The sequence below is a fragment of the Uliginosibacterium sangjuense genome, assembly GCF_059132465.1.
On the sequence record NZ_CP101132.1, the window covers coordinates 3258540 to 3276707 of the forward strand.

The following is an 18168-nucleotide window of genomic DNA, read 5'->3' on the forward strand; positions in this document are numbered from 1 at the left end:
TAGGGATGGCAGAGGTAATCGCGTATTTTAGCAGCCTGCCCCTGCCCGAAGAGGCAGGCGCGACCGTCCGGACGCCCATGCATCATTCGGCCATGTCCCATCTCCACCACGACGAGCCCGCCTCCGATGCCGATTGCCCTGCCGAGCGCCTGCTGCACGAGCAGGTGATCCTGCTGTATCGGCACGCGCCGTCGATCTTTTTCGGCAACCTCGCCGGCGGTCTGGGCATCGCCATGATGCTGTGGGACTCCACGCCGCGGCAGCAGATGCTGCTGTGGCTGCTGCTGCTGTCCGTGGTCACCACCGGACGCGGTGGTCTGGTGCTGCTGTTCCGCGGCTACTGGCGCAACCGCCTGCCGATGCTGATCTGGGGCTGGCTGTTTGTAGCGGGTGCTGCCGCGTCGGGCCTGGTGTGGGGGCTGCTGAGCCTGCTCACCTTCGACGCCGGCCCGGCCAACCTGGCTGGCATCGGCCTGGTGCTGGCCGGCATGGTGGCGGCTTCGGCGCCGGCACTGGGCGCCTTCTTCCCCGCCTACCTCGCCTTCGCCGTGCCGGCCATCCTGCCCTTCGCCCTGCGCTGCGCCTTCACCACCCACAGCACGGCCCTGGGCATGGCGGTGGTGGCTGCCGCCTTTCTCATCAGTTCGCTGATCTTCGGCTGGCTCAACAACCGCACCATCCTGCGCAGCATCCAGTTGCGCTTCGACAACCTGGAACTGATGCGCCGCCTGCGCGACCAGACCGCCGCAGCGGAAATCGCGCGCCAGCAGGCCGAAAGCGCCGATGCCGCCAAGACTCGTTTCCTCGCCGCCGCCAGTCACGACCTGCGCCAGCCCCTGCAGTCCGTGACGCTGCTGGCCGAGGCGCTACAACTGGAGCGCGACCCGCAAGCCAGCCGACGCCTGCTGGAGGGCATCCTGGAAGCCACCGGCAGCATGTCCGAACTGATGAACGAATTGCTGGACTACGCCCACATCCATGCCGGCGGTTTGCAGGCCACGCGCAACAGCTTCGACCTGACGGCCCTGCTGCGTCGGGTGACGGCCGAGTTCCAGCCCCTCGCCGCCGAACGCGGCCTGCAACTGCGCCTTCACGAGCGACGCGCCGTCGTGAACAGCGACGCCGGCATGGTGGAACGCATCCTGCGCAACCTGCTCTCCAACGCGATCAAATACACCGCGCAGGGTGGCGTACTGATCGGCCTGCGTCGCCGCGGCCAGCACATGCGCGTGGAGGTGTGGGACACCGGGGTGGGCATTCCGGCCGAGCGCCTACCGGACGTGTTCAGCGAGTTCTACCAACTCGACAACCCCGAGCGCGACAGCCGCAAGGGGCTGGGCCTGGGGCTGGCCATCGTCAGCAGCCTCAGCGGCGTGCTAGACACCCCGCTGGGGGCCCGCTCCAAGGTGGGGCGCGGCTCCTGCTTTTCCTTCGATCTGCCACTCGATGCAACACGGCCGGACAGCAGCCTGGAGCATCCGGCGAGCCCCCCGCTGGCCACCGGCCAGGGCACCATCCTGATCATCGACAACGAGCCAGCCATCCTGCACGCGATGGGTTCGCTGCTTCAGGCCTGGGGCTTCCATTCAATCGCAGTGGAATCGGCGGAAGATGCGCTGGCGCGGCTGGGCGCACCACCCGACGCGATCCTGGCCGACTTCCGCCTGCGCGAGGGACACACCGGGATCGATGCGATCAGCCAGGTGCGCGCACATTTCGCCGAGGATATTCCTGCCGCCTTGATCACCGGCGACACCGACCCGGGCCGTCTGGCCGAGGCACGCGCCTACGGCCTGCCACTGCTGCAGAAACCCACGCCCGGCGTGGCCTTGCATCGCCTGGTATGCCAGCTCATGGAGATGGAGGTCCCTCGCGCACCGCTGCGCGCCTGAGGAGAAACCTCGTCGGAACGGCCGCGGGTGGCCTGAGACTCAGCCGCTCGAGCCGACCAGCACGGGCTGGAAGCCGGCGCCCTCGTCCTGGGCGTCCATGACGCGCACCAGGTCGCCGAGAGCGGCGTCCAGCATCGCCAGAGCAGGCATGTCCAGGCGCCCCAGCGCCTCCGGCAAGAGACCTTCGTGGGGACCCGAGATGCGGCCCAGCAGCGCGGAGCCCGCCTCGGTCACGGCCAGCGAAACGACGCGGCGGTCCGGATTGTCGCGGCGGCGCTCGGCCAGCCCCTGGCGCACCAGTTCCTCGACCAGGTTGCTGGCAGTGGACTGATGAACCGCCAGCTGGCGCGCCAGTTCGGTCACGCGGATCCCCGGCTGGGCCAGGATGGTCGACAGGGCCCACAACTGCGCGCCCCCCACACCACATTGGCGCTCCACCTCCATGAAGTGGCGCTTGGCTGCGCGGAACACCATGCGGAAGCGCTTGAGCGCGCTCATGACATGCAGTTGGCGCGCAGCGGATTCCTCGTCGCGAGCGGCAGGAGCGGTGGAACTCAGGTTGGCGGTCAGGGCAGAATGATCCATCGATTCGGCGGGATGTCCGGCAAGAATCCGGGTCGGGGCACAGGGCCCGACAAAAAGGGCGCGGCGGCGATCAAGACAGCCCCGCTGCGGGCAAGGTTATCCAAAGCGCAGCCCCGACGACGCCGCGCTCGTCCAGCTTTAACCATCCCTTAATGTCAGGCGCATGCCTTGCGGCGGCGACCAGCGCACCGCTATGCATGATATAGTTGACTCATTTAGTCAACTTTATCCGCTGCCCCCATGGATACCCTGCAAACACGTGTCGCCGAAGGCCTTGGCAATGTAATCGACCCCGTCACCCAAGCCCCCCTGTCGACCCGCAAACTCATCAAGAGCCTGACGGTGGAAGACGGGCTGGCTCAGGTCGTCATCGAACTGCCCTACCCGGCGCGCAGCCAGCACGGTGAGCTGCAGACTCTATTGGAGGCGGCGCTGCGGGAATGCGCGCCCGAGTTGCGGCTGGCGCTGCAGATCAGTACCCGGGTCGTGGCCCACAAGGTACAGGGCAATGTGCAACTGCTGTCTGGCGTGCGCAACATTGTGCTGGTGGCTTCGGGCAAGGGGGGCGTCGGCAAAAGCACGACCGCAGCCAATCTGGCCTTGGCGCTGGCCCAGGAGGGCGCGCGCGTGGGTCTGCTGGATGCCGACATCTATGGCCCGAGTCAGCCACTGATGATGGGCCTGGTCGGCCAGCAGCCGGAATCGGATGACGGCAAGACCATGCGCCCACTGGTGGCGCACGGGGTGCAGGTCAATTCCATCGGTTTCTTGATCGACCCGGACCAGCCCATGGTCTGGCGCGGCCCGATGGCGACCCAGGCGCTGCGCCAGTTGCTCAACGAGACCCGCTGGGACGACCTCGACTACCTGGTCATCGACATGCCGCCGGGCACCGGCGACATCCAGCTCACGCTGGCGCAGTCGGTGCCGGTGACGGGCGCGGTGATCGTGACCACGCCGCAGGACATCGCGCTGCTGGATGCGCGCAAGGGCCTCAAGATGTTCGAGAAGGTCGGTATCCCCATCCTGGGCGTCGTGGAGAACATGAGCATCCATGTGTGCTCCAACTGCGGCCATGCCGAACACATCTTCGGTACGGGCGGCGGCGAGAAGATGTGCGCCGACTACGGCGTGCCCTTCCTGGGCAGTCTGCCGCTGGACATCCAGATCCGTGAGCAGGCCGATGGCGGATCGCCGACCGTGGTCAGCGATCCGCAAGGCCCCATCGCGCAGGCGTATCGCCAGATTGCACTGCGCGTAGGGGTCGCCTTGGCCGACAAACAACGCGACATGCGCCTGAAGTTCCCGACCATCGTCGTCAAGGACAGTTGATCCAAGCCGCCTTGGCTTGCGCCTGTGCGATGCGCCAGGTCTGCAAGACGGTAATATTCGCGCTTCTCAATTTCCCGCCCGGGCTTTCATCGTGAGCATCAAGTCAGACAAGTGGATCCGCCGCATGGCCGAACAGCACGGCATGATCGAACCCTTCGAGCCGGCGCTGGTCCGTGAGGCCAATGGCCAGAAGATCGTGTCCTACGGCACGTCGAGCTACGGCTACGACATCCGCTGCGCCGACGAATTCCGGGTGTTCACGAACATCAACTCGACCATCGTTGATCCGAAGAACTTCGACCCCCAGTCTTTCGTCGAAGTCTCGGGCAAGGGCTATTGCGTGATCCCGCCGAACTCCTTCGCGCTGGCCCGCACGGTCGAGTACTTCCGCATCCCGCGCTCGGTACTGACGGTCTGCCTGGGCAAGAGCACATACGCGCGCTGCGGCATCATCGTGAACGTCACGCCGTTCGAGCCGGAGTGGGAAGGCTACGTCACCCTGGAGTTCTCCAACACCACGCCGCTGCCCGCCAAGATCTACGCGGGTGAAGGTTGTGCGCAGGTGCTGTTCTTCGAGAGCGACGAGATTTGCGAGACCTCCTACAAGGATCGCGGCGGCAAGTACCAGGGCCAGGTCGGCGTGACCCTGCCCAAGATCTGACGCGCCCCGCGTTTTTCCCGCAGCGGTAGACGTAAAAAAGCCTCGTGCGCCTGGGCACACGAGGCAACTGACCACCCCGCCTATGAGGGAAACGGGGTGGGTATCGGCTTCAGGGGCCGCAGACGCGGCCCCGCAAACCTGACGATCAGAAGCTGTGGCGGATGGCCAGTTCCAGACCAGCCTGGTTGTCTTCGCCGTTAGCGAACTTGTCTTGCTGACGGTCGTACTTCATGTTGGCCATCAGCGTGGTGCGCTTGCTCAGCAGGTGCCAGTAGCCCAGGCCGACGTGGCTGTAATCAGCCTGATCGACACCCGCGGCGTTCTTCTCGGTACCACGACCGATGTTGGCCAGAACCACACCCTTGCCAACCGGCACCTTCACACCGATCTGGTAACGAACCATTTCGGCGTTTTCGTTGTTGATGCCTTGCTTGTCGTAACCCTTCGAGATGGCATAGCCGCCGAACAGGTCGAAGGAGCCAAAGGCATAGCCAGCGGTCAGGTAGCTGGTGTCGAACATGCGGCTTTGCACCAGCTTGCCGCCACCTGCGTCACCCACGTCGTGTTGGTAGACCAACTCGCCACGGAAACCGCCCACGGCCAGCTTGATACCGCCAGCGTAGGCCGGTGCGCCGCCCGAAGCTTCTTCGTTGAAGCTGTAGGTACCCACGAACTGGAAGCCACCGAACACCGGCGAGTCGTAACGCACGCCGTTGCTCCACAGGTTCACGACCTTACCGCGACGCGAGCCGAACGAACCGATGGTGTCGCCACCGAAGGACTCGTAACCGCCGGAAGTTGCACCGCCACCACCGTACAGGGCGTAGCCGGTCGAAGCGATGCGGCCGAAGTACACCTTACCGAACTTGGAGTGGCTCAGACCGACCCAGGCCTTGTCCTTCCACTGGGTGTTGGTGGCCGAAGCGCCGGTCACCACAGCGACGGTTTGCGTCGAGGTGCCGTTGGAGATCGAACGGGTCGAGGTGCTCACCGTCGGGTTCGGGTCGGTGTTGCCGTTGTCCAGCCAGAAACGGTTTTCCAACTGGAAGAAGGCCTTCAGGCCGCCGCCCAGGTCTTCTTCACCCATCAGGCCCCAACGGTTGCTCGACTCTTGCTCCAGCACGGAACCCTTGTCGTCGTTGGTCAGGTTGGTGTACGCCATGTCAACGCGGCCGTAGACGGTCACGTTCGACTGTGCGAAAGCGGGGGCTGCCATCAGGCCGGCGACAGCCAGCGCGATCAGTTTCACTTGCATGGAATTCTCCTCAATCATTGGAATGGACCAGCGCAGGTGTGTCCTGGCCACCGGTCACGCCATGTCCACAAACATGGCCATGCAAATGTATCTAGCCTGGATGCGAAACGTTAACTCCCATTAATGATTTGAGAAATATTTACGAAAATCTGTTGCGGACATACAACAGGTCACCTGTCCCGGGCGCCGCCTCGCCTCCCTCAGCCGGCCTGGGAAAAGCGCGACGAAGCGACGCCTGGCTGCGCTATGATTCGCCGCTTCCCGCCCCGTCCCGGGGTCGGCCCAGTCTGCAGGTACCACCATGCGTTTCCACTTCCCGATCATCATCATTGACGAGGATTTCCGCTCCGAGAACGCCTCCGGCTTCGGCATCCGGGCGCTCGCCAAAGCCATCGAGGAAGAAGGCATGGAGGTGTTGGGGGTCACCAGCTATGGCGATCTGAGTTCCTTCGCCCAGCAGCAGAGCCGGGCGTCCTGCTTCATCCTGTCGATCGACGACGAGGAGTTCTCGTCGGACGAGGCCGATGCGACGATCGAGGAGCTGCGCGCCTTCGTCGAGGAGCTGCGCCTGCGCAACGCCGAGATTCCGATCTTTCTCTACGGCGAAACGCGCACTTCACGCCACATCCCGAACGACGTGCTGCGCGAGCTGCATGGCTTCATCCACATGTTCGAGGACACGCCGGAATTCATCGCGCGCTACGTGGTGCGCGAGGCGAAGTCTTATCTCGACTCGCTGGCCCCGCCCTTCTTCCGCGCACTGGTGCATTACGCATCCGACGGCTCGTATTCCTGGCACTGCCCTGGCCACTCGGGCGGCGTGGCCTTCCTGAAGAGCCCGGTGGGCCACATGTTCCACCAGTTCTTCGGTGAGAACATGCTGCGCGCCGACGTCTGCAACGCGGTCGATGAACTGGGCCAGTTGCTCGACCACACCGGGCCGGTCGCCGCCTCCGAGCGCAATGCCGCGCGCATTTTCCACTCGGATCACCTGTTCTTCGTCACCAACGGCACCTCGACTTCGAACAAGATTGTGTGGAACTCGACCGTGGCGCCGGGCGACATCGTGGTCGTGGACCGCAACTGCCACAAGTCCATCCTGCACTCCATCATCATGACCGGTGCCATCCCGGTCTTCCTGATGCCCACCCGCAACCACTTCGGCATCATCGGCCCGATCCCGAAGAGCGAGTTCAAGTGGGAGAACATCCGGAAGAAGATCGAGAAAAACCCGTTCGCCACGGACAAGAGCGCCAAGCCGCGTGTGCTCACGATCACCCAGAGCACCTATGACGGCGTGCTCTACAACGTGGAGGAGATCAAGGACGAGCTGGACGGCAAGATCGACTCGCTGCACTTCGACGAGGCCTGGCTGCCGCACGCCGCCTTCCACGATTTCTACGGCGATTACCACGCCATCGGCGAGGGGCGCCCGCGCTGCAAGGAGTCGATGGTGTTCTCCACCCAGTCGACCCACAAGCTGCTGGCCGGCCTGTCACAGGCCTCGCAGATCCTGGTGCAGGACTCGGAGACGCGCGCGCTGGACAAGCACACCTTCAACGAGGCCTACCTGATGCACACCTCCACCTCGCCGCAGTACGCGATCATCGCGAGCTGCGACGTGGCGGCGGCGATGATGGAGCCCCCCGGCGGCACCGCGCTGGTCGAGGAATCCATCGCCGAAGCCATGGAGTTCCGCCGCGCCATGCGCAAGGTGGACGAGGAATGGGGTGCTGACTGGTGGTTCAAGGTGTGGGGCCCGGACTACCTCGCCGAGGAAGGCATGGGTGAGCGCGAGGACTGGATGCTCAAGGCCAACGAGCGCTGGCACGGCTTCGGCGAGCTCGCCGAGGGTTTCAACATGCTCGACCCGATCAAGGCCACGGTCATCAACCCCGGGCTGGACGTGGACGGCGACTTCGCCGACTGGGGCATCCCGGCGCTGATCCTCACCAAGTACCTGGCCGAGCACGGCATCGTGGTCGAGAAGTGCGGCCTGTACTCGTTCTTCATCATGTTCACCATCGGCATCACCAAGGGCCGCTGGAACACGATGCTGACCGAACTGCAGCAGTTCAAGGACGACTACGACAAGAATCAGCCGTTGTGGCGCGTGATGCCCGAGTTCGTTGCCAAGCACCCACGTTATGAACGTGTCGGTCTGCGCGACCTGTGCCAGCAAATCCACGACGTCTACAAGACGCATGACGTGGCGCGCCTGACCACCGAGATGTATCTGTCGGACATGGAGCCCGCGATGCGCCCCACCGACGCCTGGTCGATGATGGCTCACCGCAAGATTGAGCGCGTCTCCATCGACGAGCTGGAAGGCCGCGTCACCGCCATGCTGGTGACGCCCTACCCGCCCGGCATCCCGCTGCTGATCCCCGGTGAGCGCTTCAACAAGACCATCGTCGACTATCTGAAGTTCGCCCGCACCTTCAATGAACAGTTCCCCGGCTTCGAGACCGACATCCACGGTCTGGTCAAGGACACGGTGAACGGCCAAGTGCGCTACTGCGTCGACTGCGTGCGCTGAGCGGGTAGCTCAGCCACCCACAACAAAGGGCGCCGCGGCGCCCTTTGTTGTGGGGTCTTGCACATCAGCGCATGCGCGCATTCGCCTCGGCCAGCAGGCGTTCACGCTGATAAGCGCTCTCAGCCTCGGCGATCTGCAGTTTCTGATCTTCACTGAGCGGTTGCTCAAGACTCAGCTCCAAGGCTGCCACCAGACGACTGACCGGATCGGTGATGCGGCCTGGCGGCGGCAACGCGCGTCGCACCGTGCTGCGCTTCGCACCGCTGATCTCGGCCACCCGGTTGACGAAACGATCCTGCGCCCGCTGCGACTCGGCCCGCAGGTAGGCGGCCTGGGCCGGCGTCAGCGGCGCCGCTGGCTGCGACTGGGCCATGACGGACAGCGACAGTGCGCAGGCCACGCTGGCCAGCACGAATCGGAACAGCGTCGGGTAAGAGTCACGCATCATCAGGGTACGAGTATCGTGGAACCAAGGGTCGTGCGAGCAGCCAGCTGCGTCTGCGCATCGGCGGCCTGCTTGAGCGGGTAACGCCCGTGCACATGGATTTTCATCTGCCCGCTCGCCACCAGGCCGAACAAATCGGCAGCCATGGCCTGCAAGGCATCGGCGGTCGGGGTGTAGTGTGCCAGCGTCGGGCGGGTCAGGTACAGCGAGCCCAGGCGCGCCAGCAGCGCCGGCTCGAAAGGCGGCACCGCGCCGGTGGCATTGCCGAAGCTGACCATCAGGCCGCGCGGGCGCAGGCAGCTCAGGGACTCCATGAAAGTATCCTTGCCGACCGAGTCGTAGACGACGTCCACGCCACGCCCTTGCGTCAGCGCCTTCACACGCGCCGCAAACGACTCGCGACTGTAGACGATGGGATGGTCACAGCCATTTGCGTGCGCCAGCTCGGCCTTGGCGTCCGAGCCCACCGTGCCGATCACCGTGGCCCCGAGCAGCTTGGCCCACTGGCACAGGATCAGCCCCACCCCACCCGCCGCCGCGTGTACGAGTATCGTCTCCCCAGCCTGCACCGACCAAGTCTGGCGCAGCAAGTACTGGGCAGTCAGCCCTTTGAGCATGGCCGCTGCGGCGACATCGAAGCCAATTGCATCGGGCAGGCGCACCAACCGGTTCGCGGGATAGTTCCGCGCCGAAGCGTAAGCGCCTTGTTCGCCGCCGGCATAGGCCACGCGGTCACCGACCTGTAGTGTGGTCACTCCCTCGCCGAGCGCTTCCACCACCCCGGCTCCCTCCTGGCCCAGCCCGCCCGGCAGGGTCATGGGATAGAGACCGCTGCGGTAGTAGATGTCGACGAAGTTCACCCCGATCGCCACTTGGCGCAAGCGCACCTCGCCGGCCGCTGGCGCGGGCAGCTCGACGCGCTCCAGCTTCAGCACCTCCGGTCCGCCATGCTGGTACAGACGGATCGCCATCTCGGACTTGCTCATCATGCTGTACACCTCCGACCGGCTTCAGTCCCCCAGGATGTACTTCACCTGGATCACGAAAGCCCCGTCGACATAGGGCTTGATCGTCGGCACGACATAGCCCTGAATCGCCCAGCGCGTCCCGCGCCATTCCACAATCGGTGCCGCGACGGGAATCACCGGGGACTGGTGATAACCCGTCATCAACCCACCCATCACCCCGGCCCGCCAGGATTCCGACAAGGCCCAGGGGTAATAATTCGCCAGCGCATAGAACGAGGCCCGACTCAGGCTGTTCTTGTACACCCCGGCCGACCAGGACCACTCGGGGTCTACATCGCGCTCGAAGCCCAGGCCGTAATTGAACTCGTTGTGCCCAAGATCGCGCTCGAAGTGATAGGAGAAGCCGCCAAAGGACAACAGATCGGCGGCCTGGGCGAATCCGCCCTGGGCCAAAGAGAAGAACGCAGCAGCCAGGAGGCGGGAGGACAGAGGTGACAACATTGGATGAATCCCGTGAGAAGCGGCCTCGCAGTCTAAGCCAGACCACACCCCTGATGAATTTTGGCAGAATGGTTGCAGCGCAGCAAAACTCAATCTGCCCAGAGGGGACCTGACATGAAGCGCGTGGTGTTCAATCAGAAAGGCGGCGTCGGAAAATCCACGATCGCCTGCAACCTGGCAGCCATCTCCGCCAGCCGTGGGCAACGCACCCTGGTCGTCGACCTCGACCCGCAGTGCAACTCCACCCACTACCTGCTGGGCGACGCGGCCGATGACATTGCGCCCAACCTGGCCGACTTCTTCGACCAGACGCTGAATCTGCGCTTCAACAGCCACCCGACAGCGGCTTTCGTGCACGCCACACCTTTCGCGCAGCTCTCCATCATGCCGGCCTCGCCCCAGTTGGAAGAACTGATGTCCAAGCTGGAGTCGCGCTACAAGATTTTCAAGCTGCGCGAGGCACTCGATGAACTCTCGGACGACTTCGACTTCGTGTACATCGACACCCCGCCGGCGCTGAATTTCTACACCCGCTCGGCGCTGATCGCGGCCGACAGTTGCATCATCCCCTTCGACTGCGACGACTTCTCGCGCCGCGCGCTGTACTCGCTGCTGGAGAACGTGACCGAGATCAGCAGCGATCACAACGACAACCTGCACGTCGAGGGCATCGTGGTGAACCAGTTCCAGCCGCGCGCCAGCCTGCCGCAGAAACTGGTGCAGGAACTGGTCGACGAAGGCCTGCCGATCCTGCCGAACTACCTGTCCGCCTCGGTCAAGATCCGCGAGTCGCACCAACTGGCGCGGCCGATGATCCACCTCGACGCGCGCCACAAGCTGACGCTGGAATTCGTCGCCCTGCACGACGCCATCAACGCCTGAGCCCAGCACCAGCCGCTCGTGGCGCCTGCCCATTGGTGGTGCCGGCAGGCTATAATTCGCCCTTTTGCGTCAGCCGTTTATGCAGGTTTTCCGGGGCATCCCCCAGTCCAGCGACGGCCCTTGCGCGCTGACGATAGGCAATTTCGACGGCGTGCATCTGGGTCACCAGGCCTTGCTCGCGCGCCTGCGCGAGGCGGCGGCACAACGCGGTCTGCCCACAGCCGTGCTGACCTTCGATCCTTCGCCGCGCGAATTCTTCGCGCCTGAGCTTGCGCCGCCGCGCTTGGTAAGCCTACGCCGCAAGCTGGAGCTTCTCGCCGCACAAGGCATCGACCGGGTGTACGTGTGCCGCTTCAACACCAGTTTGGCGGCACTGGAGGCCGAGCAGTTCGCACAACGCCTAGTGCAGGGGCTGCGTATCCGCCATCTGATCATCGGCGATGATTTCCGCTTCGGGCGTGGCCGCAAGGGTGACTTCGCACTGCTGCAATCGGTGGGCCAAGCCCATGGTTTCGCCGTCGAAGCGATGCATACGGTGGACGTGAATGGCGAACGCGTCTCCAGTTCCGCGGTGCGCGATGCGCTGCAGGAAGGCGACATGGCGCACGCGGCACGTCTGTTGGGGGGGCCGTTCGAGGTGGTGGGCCGCGTGATGCACGGCGACAAGATCGGCCGCAGCATCGGCTTCCCGACAGCCAACATCCAGTTGCGCCAGCGCACCATGCCTCTGGCCGGCATTTTCGCGGTGACGGTGGACGGCGGCCCGCTGCGGCGTGCCATCGGCGCTGCCAGCATCGGCGTGCGCCCGACCATTGGCGAACGCCTGGCATTGCGCCTCGAAGTCTTCGTGCTGGACTTCGATGGCGACCTGTACCACCAGCAACTGCATGTGAAGTTCTGGCACAAGGTACGCAACGAAGCGAAGTATTCCTCGCTGCCCGCCCTGCAGGCAGCGATCAACCAGGATTGCGATGAGGTGCGCGCGTTCTTCGCCGCACACCCCGAACTGACGGCTTGAGACCGAGTCTTGAAACGAGTTTTGAAAAAACATGGCTGACTACAAACACACGCTGAACATGCCCGACACCGCGTTCCCGATGCGCGGCGATCTTCCCAAGCGCGAACCCGGCTGGGTGCAGCAATGGCAGCAGAAGAAGCTGTACCAGAAGATTCGCAAGACTGCGGCAGGTCGGCCCAAGTTCATCCTGCACGACGGTCCGCCGTATGCCAACGGCAACATCCACATCGGGCATGCACTGAACAAGATCCTCAAGGACATCATCGTGCGCAGCAAGACGCTGGCCGGCTTCGATGCGCCCTACGTGCCGGGCTGGGACTGCCACGGCCTGCCGATCGAGCACAAGGTGGAAGTCACGCATGGCAAGAACCTGCCGGCGGACAAGGTGCGCGAGCTGTGCCGCGCCTACGCCGCCGAGCAGATCGAAGGTCAAAAGAAGGACTTCATCCGCCTGGGCGTGCTGGGCGACTGGGGCAATCCGTACCTGACCATGAACTTCGCCAACGAGGCGGGCGAGATCCGCGCGCTGGCGACCATGGTGAAGCAAGGCTGGGTGTTCAAGGGCCTCAAGCCGGTGAACTGGTGCTTCGATTGCGGCTCCGCGCTGGCCGAGGCCGAGGTGGAGTACGAAGACAAGAAGTCCGACGCCATCGACGTGGCCTTCGCCTGCATCCAGCCCGAAGCGTTGGCCGCCGCCTTCCGCCTCGACAGCCTGCCCAAGCCGGCCAGCATCGTGATCTGGACCACCACGCCCTGGACCATCCCGGCCAACCAGGCGCTGAACATCCATCCGGAACTCCACTACGCACTCGTCGACGTCGGCGATCGCCTGCTGATCCTCGCCGCCGACCTAGTGGAAGCCTGTCTCAAGCGCTACGACCTGCAAGGCAGCGTGATCGGCAGCGCCGAGGGCACGCGCCTGGCCGGCATCGAATTCCGCCACCCCTTCTACGATCGGGTGTCGCCGGTCTACCTGGCCGACTACGTGGGCGTCGACGCGGGTACCGGCGTCGTTCACTGCGCGCCTGCCTACGGTGTGGATGACTTCAACATCTGGCGCGCCAACGGACGCAAGTCCGACGAAATCATCAACCCGGTGCAGGGCAACGGCGTCTACGTGCCCAGCCTGGAATTCTTCGGCGGCCAGTTCATCTGGAAGGCCAATCCGCACATCGTGGAGAAGCTGCGCGAAGTCGGCGCCTTGCTGCGCCACGAGACCATCTCGCACAGCTACATGCACTGCTGGCGCCACAAGACGCCGCTGATCTATCGCGCCACCGCGCAATGGTTCGTGGGCATGGACCACACGCCGGACGGTACGACCTCACTGCGCGAACGCGCGCTGCAAGCGGTGGAGGACACCGCCTTCTTCCCCGCCTGGGGCAAGCCGCGCCTGCACGCCATGCTGGCCAACCGGCCCGACTGGTGCATCTCCCGCCAGCGCAACTGGGGCGTGCCTATCCCCTTCTTCCTGCACAAGGAAACCGGCGACCTGCATCCGCGCACGGTTGAGCTGATGGAGCTTGTCGCCCAGCGCGTCGATCAAGAGGGCATCGAAGCTTGGTTCAAGCTCGACGCCAAGGAACTGCTCGGCGACGAAGCCGCGCAGTACGACAAGATCAGCGACATCCTGGACGTGTGGTTCGACTCCGGCACCACCCATGCCCACGTGATGCGTGGCTCGCACGTAGCGGACCACGCCTTCCCGGCCGACCTGTACCTCGAAGGCTCGGACCAGCACCGCGGCTGGTTCCACTCCTCGCTGCTGACTGGCTGCACCATGGACGGCCGCGCGCCCTACAAATCGCTGCTGACGCACGGTTTCGTGGTCGACGGCCAGGGCCGCAAGATGAGCAAGTCGCTCGGCAACACGGTCGTGCCGCAGGAAGTGTCGGACAAGCTCGGCGCCGAAATCCTGCGCCTGTGGGCCGCCTCGACCGACTATTCCGGCGAGGTGTCGATCAGCAAGGAAATCCTGGACCGCGTGGTCGAGGTGTATCGCCGCGTGCGCAACACACTGCGCTTCCTGCTCGCCAACACGGCGGACTTCGACATCGCGACCGACGCACTGCCGGTCGAGCAGTGGTTCGAGATCGACCGCTACGCGCTGGCCCTGACGCGCCGGCTCGCCGACGGCGCAGAGGCCGACTACGCCAAGTACGAATTCCACCGCGTAGTCCAGGCCCTGCAGCTCTTCTGCTCGGACGACCTGGGCAGCTTCTACCTCGACATCCTGAAGGACCGCCTCTACACCAGCGGCGCGAAGTCGGTGGCCCGTCGTTCGGCGCAGACCGCGCTGTGGCACATCACGCAGACCCTGGTGAAGCTGATGGCCCCGATCCTTTCGTTCACCGCCGAGGAAGCCTGGTCGGTGATCAGCGGCAACGCAGATGACAGCATCATGCTCCATGGCTTCCACGCGCTGCCCGCGCTGGCGACCGACGACGCGCTGGAGGCGCGCTGGCACACGGTGCGCGCCGTGCGTGCCGAAGTCATGAAGGAAATCGAGGCGGTGCGCAGCGCCGGCCAGGTCGGCGCCTCGCTGCAGGCCGAGATCGTAGTCCATGCAGCAGGTGACAAATTCAAGGCCCTCGCCGCGCTGGGCGACGACCTGCGCTTCGTGTTCATCACCTCGGCCGCCCAGGTCGTGGAGGTGTCCGGCGAAGCCGAGGAGAAAATCGTGGTCACACCCAGCAACCACCAGAAATGCGGCCGCTGCTGGCATTACCGTGCCGACGTGGGCCGCAATCCCGAGCACCCGGAGCTGTGCGGTCGCTGCGACGACAATCTGCACGGCGCGGGCGAAGTACGGAGCCGCGCATGAAGCGTTTCGCGGGCTGGCTGGCCCTCGCCGTCGCGGTCATCGTGATCGACCAGCTCACCAAGCAGTGGGTGCTGGCCAGCATTCCGCATGGCACATCCATCCCGGTCACTTCGTTCTTCGACCTGGTGATGGTCTACAACCCCGGGGCGGCCTTCAGCTTCCTCGCCGACCACGACGGCTGGCAGCGCTGGTTTTTCATCGTGCTGGCCTTCGTCATCTGCGGCTGGTTGCTGCAGATGCTGTGGCAGCACAAGGCCGAGCGTCTGCAACCACTGGCGTTCTCGCTGGTGATAGGTGGTGCGATCGGCAACGTGATCGACCGCTTCCTGCACCACGCCGTGGTGGACTTCCTCTACTTCCACGTCGGGCCGTACGGCTGGCCTGCGTTCAATGCTGCCGACTCCGCCATCTGCCTGGGCGTCGGCCTGATGATCCTGGCCCAGGTGCGCGAGTCGCGCACCGCCGCCCGCCACAAAGACAACAAGGAAACCTCCGCATGAGCGGCACCATCCACGCCAGCAGCCTGGTGACACTGAACTTCCGTGTCACCCACCCCGGCACAGGCATGACCCTGATCTCCACCTTCGATGCAACGCCAGCCACGCTGCAACTGGGCGCGGGCGAGCTGATGCCAGCCTTGGAAGCACGCCTGATCGGCCTCGGCCCCGGCGCGCGGCAGACCTTCGACTTTGCTCCTGGCGAAGCCTTCGGCCCGTATAACGAACAGCTCGTCGAGCGCGTACTGCGCAAGCACATCCCGCCCGAGCTGTATCTGGAACAGGACACGGTCTATTCTTTCCCGGCACCGGACGGCAGCAGCTACCCCGGCCTGGTGCGCGAACTGACTGAGGAATACGCACTGATCGACTTCAACCACCCCATGGCTGGTAAGGCCGTCACCGTGGAAGTCGAGATCATCGGCGTCATCTGAGAACAACCATGAGCACTACCGACCAGACAGAGATCCTGCTCGCCAACCCGCGCGGCTTCTGCGCCGGCGTTGAGCGCGCCATTGCCATCGTCGAGCGCGCCCTGGAGATTCATGGCGCGCCGATCTACGTGCGCCACGAAGTCGTGCACAACAAGTTCGTGGTGCAGGACCTGCGCGACAAGGGCGCGATCTTCATCGAGGAGCTGGATGACGTACCGACCGGCAGCACGCTGATCTTCTCCGCCCACGGCGTGCCGCAGAGCGTGCGTCGCGACGCCGAGGCGCGCGGCCTGCGCGTGTTCGACGCCACCTGCCCACTGGTGACCAAGGTGCACGTCGAGGTCGCCAAGATGCGCAGCCAGGGACGCGAGATCATCATGATCGGCCACAAGGGCCACCCGGAGGCCGAAGGCACCATGGGCCAGTCGGAAGGTGGCATGTACCTCGTGGAAACCGTGGACGACGTGGCGACCCTGCAGGTAAGCGACCCCGATATGCTCGCCTACGTCACCCAGACCACGCTGTCGGTCGATGACGCACAGGTCGTGGTGGACGCGCTCAAGCAGCGCTTTCCGAGCATCGTCGGCCCGAAGAAGGACGACATCTGCTACGCCACGCAGAACCGCCAGGACGCGGTGAAGTTCATGGCGCCGCAGGTCGATGCGGTGATCGTGGTCGGCTCCAAGAACAGCTCCAACTCGAACCGCCTGCGCGAAGTGGCGGCCGCACGCAACGTACCGGCCTGGCTGGTCGACAATGCCGCAGGCATCGACCCGGCCTGGCTCGCCGACAAGCGCCGCGTCGGCGTGACGGCGGGCGCCTCGGCGCCGGAAGTGCTGGTACAGGAGGTCATCGAACGCATCCGCGCACTGGGCGCCAAGACCGTGCGCACGCTGGAAGGGGTGACGGAGAACGTGGTCTTCCCGCTACCCCGGGAGCTGCAGAACAAGGCCGAATGAACTGACTGGTGCAGAAAAAAAGGGAGGCCTCGGCCTCCCTTTTTTCATGCCCGGTAGAACCGGATCAGAAGCTCGTCACGTCGGACGGACTCACATCGCAGTACTGGGTGTTGAAGAACTCGCCGTACTTCTCGGTCGAGCCCTCGCCCTTGCTGATGCCCTTCCACTCCTCGCAGATACGCGGCTTGGAGGTGGTGGCCGAGGTCCACACCAGGCCCTTGACCTTGAGGTTACGGATCGTGGCCTTGTCGCCGTAGTTGCGGTTCACGCCCACCACGGTGCTGCTGATGGTGCCGTTGATGGTCACGTTGTTGATCGACACATAGCGCGGGCCACCATTGTTGGTGCAATCACCGCAGGAGCGCCACAGCTTGCCGACCTTGCCGTAGGTCTGGAAGTTCTCGATGACGATGGTGCTGTTCTTCGAGTTGTGCTGGAAGGTCTTGTCCGGTGCCTCGGTGGCCGAACCGCCCGAGATGGTCAGCGTGCCGCCCTCCGACTTGTTGGTCGCCGCGTCCTCGCATACCGCTTCCCACACCACGTTCTCGATCCGGCAGTTGCCGCTGGCGCAGTGGATGCCATCGGCCGCCTTGCCTGCCGCCAGACGCACGTTCTTGATGGTGGCGTTGTTGAGCGTGAAGACCGGTTGCTGCGACTCGCTGCCGCCGGCACAGGAAGTGCCGACCGTGATGCCCCCGCAATCGACCGTGGTGTTCGAGATCACGCTGCCCGGGGTGCAGGAGCCGCCGCCCGAGGAACTGGACGAAGAGCTGCTCGACGAGCTGGAACTGCTGCTCGAGGACGAGGAACTCGACGAGGAGCTGCTGGAGGAAGAGCTCGAGCTACTGGAGGACGACGAGGAGCTGGAAGAGCTCGACGAACTCGACGAAGACGAACTGCTGGACGACGAGCTACCCGACGGCACCGAGCATTCGTTGGTACCACCCGCCACCTTGGTGCCGGCACCGAACGTGGCTTCGGAGCAGACGAAGCTGCCCGACAGCACTTTGTAGGTGAACTTGTCGGCGCGGCCATAGGCCACATTGGTGGACGTCGCGACGGAACAGGTCTTGCCCTCGGTACAGATCGTCACGTAACCGGCAGGGCGATTGGCGGCCAGCACATTGCCGGCCAGGGCGAGCGCAGCCGCGCCCAGCACCAGGTGCTTCATTGTCATCACTGTCTCCTTGATATTTTTCGGCATGGCTTTGCGCCATGCGCGTTGTTCGCTGCACCGGCAAAACAACATCCACTGAGTGGCATCGCCTTGCCGGCCCAGAAAAACTAGCAGAGCCGTTAAAACTTGCAAAGAACGAACTTGCGCTGCTCCGCAGCAGCGGAGCGGGCAAAAGAAGAGGGAGGCCGCAGCCTCCCTC

Annotated in this window: 16 protein-coding genes; 10 read left to right on the top strand and 6 right to left on the bottom strand. The window is 64.4% G+C overall.

From position 1 onward, the window contains the following. Positions 1-92 precede the first annotated feature (92 nt). Positions 93-1892 (top strand): ATP-binding protein, encoded by a 1800-nt coding sequence (locus NMB43_RS14925; protein ID WP_494348954.1) that lies wholly within the window; start codon positions 93-95, stop codon positions 1890-1892. A gap of 39 nt (positions 1893-1931) precedes the next feature. On the opposite strand, the gene NMB43_RS14930 is transcribed toward NMB43_RS14925, so the two are convergent. Further along, positions 1932-2477 (bottom strand): MarR family winged helix-turn-helix transcriptional regulator, encoded by a 546-nt coding sequence (locus NMB43_RS14930; RefSeq protein ID WP_494348955.1) that lies wholly within the window; start codon positions 2475-2477, stop codon positions 1932-1934. Between the two features lie 240 nt (positions 2478-2717). On the opposite strand from NMB43_RS14930, the gene apbC reads away from it, so the two are divergent. Further along, entirely contained in the window at positions 2718-3809 is a 1092-nt protein-coding gene (gene apbC / locus NMB43_RS14935; RefSeq protein WP_494348956.1) for an iron-sulfur cluster carrier protein ApbC, read from the top strand. A gap of 91 nt (positions 3810-3900) precedes the next feature. Continuing rightward, positions 3901-4470, top strand: a complete 570-nt coding sequence (dcd, locus tag NMB43_RS14940; RefSeq protein ID WP_494348957.1) for a dCTP deaminase — start codon at positions 3901-3903, stop codon at positions 4468-4470. A gap of 145 nt (positions 4471-4615) precedes the next feature. On the opposite strand, the gene NMB43_RS14945 is transcribed toward dcd, so the two are convergent. Continuing rightward, positions 4616-5725, bottom strand: a complete 1110-nt coding sequence (locus NMB43_RS14945; RefSeq protein ID WP_494348958.1) for a porin — start codon at positions 5723-5725, stop codon at positions 4616-4618. 301 nt (positions 5726-6026) lie between these two features. On the opposite strand from NMB43_RS14945, the gene NMB43_RS14950 reads away from it, so the two are divergent. Then, positions 6027-8264 (top strand): Orn/Lys/Arg family decarboxylase, encoded by a 2238-nt coding sequence (locus tag NMB43_RS14950; RefSeq protein ID WP_494348959.1) that lies wholly within the window; start codon positions 6027-6029, stop codon positions 8262-8264. A gap of 64 nt (positions 8265-8328) precedes the next feature. Here NMB43_RS14950 and NMB43_RS14955 read toward each other — a convergent pair whose 3' ends face one another. Genes NMB43_RS14955 through NMB43_RS14965 form a run of 3 tightly spaced genes read right to left on the bottom strand, consistent with a single transcriptional unit; the run spans position 8329 to position 10178 of the window. After that, on the bottom strand, positions 8329-8712 hold the full coding sequence (locus tag NMB43_RS14955) for a hypothetical protein (protein ID WP_494348960.1): 384 nt from the start codon (positions 8710-8712) through the stop codon (positions 8329-8331). Further along, positions 8712-9698: a quinone oxidoreductase family protein gene (locus NMB43_RS14960; RefSeq protein ID WP_494348961.1), complete on the bottom strand. Its 987-nt coding sequence runs from the start codon at positions 9696-9698 to the stop codon at positions 8712-8714. Before NMB43_RS14960 ends, NMB43_RS14955 begins: the two co-directional genes overlap by 1 nt. Positions 9699-9719: 21 nt before the next feature. Continuing rightward, positions 9720-10178 (bottom strand): hypothetical protein, encoded by a 459-nt coding sequence (locus NMB43_RS14965; protein ID WP_494348962.1) that lies wholly within the window; start codon positions 10176-10178, stop codon positions 9720-9722. 114 nt (positions 10179-10292) lie between these two features. On the opposite strand from NMB43_RS14965, the gene NMB43_RS14970 reads away from it, so the two are divergent. The 6 genes from NMB43_RS14970 to ispH all read left to right on the top strand — a co-directional run bounded on the left by NMB43_RS14970 (position 10293) and on the right by ispH (position 16792). Further along, the gene (locus NMB43_RS14970; RefSeq protein ID WP_494348963.1) at positions 10293-11060 is read left to right on the top strand and encodes a ParA family protein; all 768 of its coding nucleotides are present in this window, start codon (positions 10293-10295) and stop codon (positions 11058-11060) included. Positions 11061-11139: 79 nt separating this feature from the next. After that, entirely contained in the window at positions 11140-12078 is a 939-nt protein-coding gene (locus tag NMB43_RS14975) for a bifunctional riboflavin kinase/FAD synthetase (protein ID WP_494348964.1), read from the top strand. Positions 12079-12109: 31 nt separating this feature from the next. Then, a complete protein-coding gene (gene ileS / locus NMB43_RS14980; RefSeq protein WP_494348965.1) occupies positions 12110-14902 on the top strand; it encodes an isoleucine--tRNA ligase in 2793 nt (930 codons plus the stop codon). Then, a complete protein-coding gene (lspA, locus tag NMB43_RS14985; protein ID WP_494348966.1) occupies positions 14899-15402 on the top strand; it encodes a signal peptidase II in 504 nt (167 codons plus the stop codon). The genes ileS and lspA overlap by 4 nt, the downstream gene beginning before the upstream one ends. Further along, complete coding sequence (locus NMB43_RS14990) at positions 15399-15833, top strand: FKBP-type peptidyl-prolyl cis-trans isomerase (RefSeq protein ID WP_494348967.1); 435 nt, start codon at positions 15399-15401, stop codon at positions 15831-15833. The genes lspA and NMB43_RS14990 overlap by 4 nt, the downstream gene beginning before the upstream one ends. An 8-nt stretch (positions 15834-15841) precedes the next feature. Continuing rightward, positions 15842-16792, top strand: coding sequence for a 4-hydroxy-3-methylbut-2-enyl diphosphate reductase (gene ispH, locus NMB43_RS14995; protein ID WP_494348968.1), 951 nt, complete (start codon positions 15842-15844; stop codon positions 16790-16792). A 64-nt stretch (positions 16793-16856) separates the two neighbouring features. On the opposite strand, the gene NMB43_RS15000 is transcribed toward ispH, so the two are convergent. Next, complete coding sequence (locus NMB43_RS15000) at positions 16857-17969, bottom strand: pectate lyase (RefSeq protein WP_494348969.1); 1113 nt, start codon at positions 17967-17969, stop codon at positions 16857-16859. Between the last annotated feature and the right edge of the window lie 199 nt (positions 17970-18168).

Bases quoted from the DNA above. Each gene is read 5' to 3' on its own strand.
- NMB43_RS14925 (WP_494348954.1), top strand. From the start codon at position 93: ATGTCCCATCTCCACCACGACGAGCCCGCCTCCGATGCCGATTGCCCT.
- NMB43_RS14930 (WP_494348955.1), bottom strand. From the start codon at position 2,477: ATGGATCATTCTGCCCTGACCGCCAACCTGAGTTCCACCGCTCCTGCC.
- apbC (WP_494348956.1), top strand. From the start codon at position 2,718: ATGGATACCCTGCAAACACGTGTCGCCGAAGGCCTTGGCAATGTAATC.
- NMB43_RS14945 (WP_494348958.1), bottom strand. From the start codon at position 5,725: ATGCAAGTGAAACTGATCGCGCTGGCTGTCGCCGGCCTGATGGCAGCC.
- NMB43_RS14950 (WP_494348959.1), top strand. From the start codon at position 6,027: ATGCGTTTCCACTTCCCGATCATCATCATTGACGAGGATTTCCGCTCC.
- NMB43_RS14955 (WP_494348960.1), bottom strand. From the start codon at position 8,712: ATGATGCGTGACTCTTACCCGACGCTGTTCCGATTCGTGCTGGCCAGC.
- NMB43_RS14960 (WP_494348961.1), bottom strand. From the start codon at position 9,698: ATGATGAGCAAGTCCGAGATGGCGATCCGTCTGTACCAGCATGGCGGA.
- NMB43_RS14965 (WP_494348962.1), bottom strand. From the start codon at position 10,178: ATGTTGTCACCTCTGTCCTCCCGCCTCCTGGCTGCTGCGTTCTTCTCT.
- NMB43_RS14970 (WP_494348963.1), top strand. From the start codon at position 10,293: ATGAAGCGCGTGGTGTTCAATCAGAAAGGCGGCGTCGGAAAATCCACG.
- NMB43_RS14975 (WP_494348964.1), top strand. From the start codon at position 11,140: ATGCAGGTTTTCCGGGGCATCCCCCAGTCCAGCGACGGCCCTTGCGCG.
- ileS (WP_494348965.1), top strand. From the start codon at position 12,110: ATGGCTGACTACAAACACACGCTGAACATGCCCGACACCGCGTTCCCG.
- lspA (WP_494348966.1), top strand. From the start codon at position 14,899: ATGAAGCGTTTCGCGGGCTGGCTGGCCCTCGCCGTCGCGGTCATCGTG.
- NMB43_RS14990 (WP_494348967.1), top strand. From the start codon at position 15,399: ATGAGCGGCACCATCCACGCCAGCAGCCTGGTGACACTGAACTTCCGT.
- ispH (WP_494348968.1), top strand. From the start codon at position 15,842: ATGAGCACTACCGACCAGACAGAGATCCTGCTCGCCAACCCGCGCGGC.
- NMB43_RS15000 (WP_494348969.1), bottom strand. From the start codon at position 17,969: ATGACAATGAAGCACCTGGTGCTGGGCGCGGCTGCGCTCGCCCTGGCC.